4 protein-coding genes are annotated in these 3,319 nt (G+C 38.9%); all 4 read right to left on the bottom strand.

Going from position 1 to position 3,319, the window contains the following annotated elements; all coding sequences use genetic code 11:
• Positions 1 to 183: 183 nt before the first annotated feature.
• From arsA to BMZ99_RS25540, 4 genes are read right to left on the bottom strand one after another with little or no spacing between them, the layout of a single operon-like run.
• Positions 184 to 1,956: an arsenical pump-driving ATPase gene (gene arsA / locus BMZ99_RS25525; protein WP_090944850.1), complete on the bottom strand. Its 1,773-nt coding sequence runs from the start codon at positions 1,954 to 1,956 to the stop codon at positions 184 to 186.
• Between the two features lies 1 nt (position 1,957).
• Positions 1,958 to 2,317, bottom strand: coding sequence for an arsenite efflux transporter metallochaperone ArsD (gene arsD / locus BMZ99_RS25530; protein WP_090944852.1), 360 nt, complete (start codon positions 2,315 to 2,317; stop codon positions 1,958 to 1,960).
• A gap of 32 nt (positions 2,318 to 2,349) precedes the next feature.
• On the bottom strand, positions 2,350 to 2,748 hold the full coding sequence (locus tag BMZ99_RS25535) for an arsenate reductase ArsC (RefSeq protein WP_090944855.1): 399 nt from the start codon (positions 2,746 to 2,748) through the stop codon (positions 2,350 to 2,352).
• Positions 2,749 to 2,771: 23 nt separating this feature from the next.
• Entirely contained in the window at positions 2,772 to 3,086 is a 315-nt protein-coding gene (locus BMZ99_RS25540; protein ID WP_090944858.1) for an ArsR/SmtB family transcription factor, read from the bottom strand.
• Positions 3,087 to 3,319 lie beyond the last annotated feature (233 nt).

The raw sequence follows: 3,319 nt of genomic DNA on the forward strand, positions 1-3,319 counted from the left end.
GAAGAAGAGGCTTGTTTAGTGCACCCATTTTTTGCGGATTACTTACAAAACTTATTTTTTATGGGCTTGACATATTACCAGATTGCTTTATATATTTTAGAATCTTCTTATCACTAAAGCTTCAATCAAAATTTGTAAACTTTTTGTAACCTGCGTATTTTCAGGAATGGATTTGCAAATACGTTACTTAGTTAAATCGAAAAGGGCATTTCCCTGTAGTTCCTTACTATGCCATTTGATGAGCACAGTATTCCCCTGAGAGATTTTAACCACCTTATTGACCCATTCCACTTCGCTTTGCGATTTGGCTTTCAATAATGGACTTTTGGTATTTGTAAGATAGAGGCTTGAATTAACAACCCACCATTTGGAATTAATACCTGCCCGTTTTAAATCATCAGTCAACCGCATAGCTTCATGGACGGGTGTCGCTTCCGGAAGCGTTACAATAACAACTTCTGTTTCAGCCGCATTTCGCAATCTGGGGAGTAGGTTTTTTACACTTTCCGGTATGTCTCCCTGGCTTTTTTGGATTTCCTTATGATAACTCTGTGTAGCATCGAGTAATAGTAAGGTATGGCCAGTAGGAGCTGTATCAATTACAACTACTTGATCATCTGTTGCCTGCTCTACAATGCCAGCAAATGCCCGAAAAACGGCAATTTCCTGAGTGCATGGTGAACGTAAATCTTCCTCAATATAAGCTAAGTTAGCATCCCCCATGGACTCACGGGCCTTTGCAAGCACTTCTTCTTTATATTTTTCAAGTTCTTTGGTTTCATCAATATGGCTGATTTTTAAATTGGTATTGCTACTAAGCAGAAAATCCAAGTGATGGGCTGGATCGGTGGTAGTAAGGTGTACGTTTACTCCTTTTTCTACTAATCCTAACGCAATGGCCGCCGCCAATGTAGTTTTGCCTACACCGCCTTTGCCCATTGTAAAAATAACTTTCTTATGAGTAGAGTACATATCTTCGATTAATGTACTTAAAGAATATACGGTATCAATTTTAGTAGTTGATTGGGTTTCGTCCTGATATTTATCCATTAACATTTTACGGATATTCTTTACGCCATATACATTGTAAGCGCGCAAAGGAATATAGTAGGTTGTGATGTCATGTAAATATTCCGGCATAGCTTTCAATGCTTGCTGCTGTTTATGATACAAGCTCTGCACCGTTTGATCTTCGAGTGTATCAAGTTCCAAAACCCCATTAAGAATCATGGTCTGATTCTTAACACCAATATCCCCAAGTTCTTCCGATGCCCGTTTTACTTCCAGAAGTGGCGTTTTCTCCGGCCTACTCACAAGTATAACCGTTGTCATAGTTGGATTGGCCAGTGTCTCAACTGCATTTTTGTACATCTGCTTGTTTTCTTCTAATCCGGATAGCTGTCCCAGACAAGAGGCTCCATGCGTGTTTTCGCTGATAAAGTTGCTCCATGCAGACGGAAGCTGAAGCATTCTAAGCGTATGGCCAGTAGGGGCTGTATCAAAAATAACGTGGTCATATTTATCCTTAATATTTTCATCAGTTAGATAATGAGAAAACTCATTAAAAGCTGCAATTTCTACGGTACATGATCCTGATAGTTGTTCTTCCATATTGGCAAGAACCGCTTCCGGTAATACTCCCTTGTAGGGACCAACTACTTTCTCTTTGTATTCACGGGCTGCTTCTACAGGATCTAAGTTAACCACTGTAAGGAGGGGAACCTCCGGTATTAAAGTGCCTTTATTGTCTAAATCTACACCGAATACATCCTGTAAATTGGAGGCTGGATCAGTGCTGATTAGCATAACCTTTTTCCCATGATCGGCCAGGTTGACAGCTGTTGCGCAAGCGGCAGAGGTTTTGCCAACGCCTCCTTTGCCTGTAAAAAAGAAATATTTTGTAAGTTCGATATGGGAAGGATTATAAGCCGTAATTGATATGTCTCCGGTTGACATGTTAACAGCACCCGCTCTCATCGCAGCAGCAAGCAGCTTTCTTAGGCTCACTGTCTATCTCCAATCCGGTCCATTGCGCAAATTCTTCATTGGTAGGATAGTTTTTCGTTTTAGCTATTTGACCATCTACTAAAGTAATTGGTAATATTTCCGGTCCATTTTGTTTTAATTGTTCCTTGATCAATTGGTTTTCCACGAAGGCATTTGGTTCACCAGAAAGGTTAAACCGGCTGATATCTGCACCGTCTTGTTTAAGATTCTCAATTATAGTTGCTACTCTTAGTAGCTCTTTGTCAATACTTGCTCCGCAAATACCAGTAGAACAGCACATAGCTGGGTCGTAAATCGCTATCTTTTTCATAGTATCACTCTCCATATTATTTTTCTTATCCATTAGATTAAATCGGATTTTATCCGATAGATAAGATCATCTATCTTGGACTTTACCGTATTACGTGTAATCCTGAATTCCTTATCCGTTTTTCCTGTGGGATCATCTAGCCCCCAATCCTCACGGTGTAAACAGGAAATCATAGGACAGCTAACATTGCACCCCATCGTTATAACAATATCTACTTCCGGTATATCTTGCAGTAGCTTTGATCTCTGGTAAATTTCCATATCAATACCAATTTCTTTCATAATTCGTACGGCATCTTGATTAATCTGCTCCTTCTTTTCCGTTCCAGCAGAAAAGCACTCGAATACATCAAGCCCTAAAACTTTGCCAAAAGCCTCAGCCATTTGGGAACGGCAAGAATTATGAACACAAATAAATGCGACTCGTTTCACTATATCCACTCCTACATTTATTTTTAGCAATCGCTGGGTTTCTTTACTTTACTAGGATCAAATACATACTGCATACTCGCATCGGAGAGGAGTTTTTCTAGAAATGGATATTCCATATAAACTCTAATAGGAATACTATAATGTACCCACTGGGCTTTTTTTTCCGCATCGATTAGGCCGATAATTCTCAATCTGTTCAGGTGTTTGGATGTAGCTGATTGAGATATTGATAAGATTTGTTCGATTTCACAAACACATCGCGTACCATTTCGGAGATAACACATAATTGCTAGTCGATTATAGTCAGCAAGAGCTTTTAAAACATCAATGTATTTCATATTTCACCTACTCAGAATGATATTCGTATATTCCCATATTGGAATATACGTTAAATTATATGTTTCAATTACAGGAAATGCAACCCTTTTTTAAAATTTTATCACCATCTTTTCTAAAAGGAAATACCGTCCTACCAATTTGAAGTGCCCCCTGTCAAGTAGACAGTATAAAAACAAAAAGTTTTATGATGCCAATCATTGAGTTGTGGTTGGCATCATTTTTTTATGCGGCT

The sequence above is a fragment of the Pelosinus propionicus DSM 13327 genome (genome assembly GCF_900114615.1).
GTDB lineage: Bacteria > Bacillota > Negativicutes > DSM-13327 > DSM-13327 > Pelosinus > Pelosinus propionicus.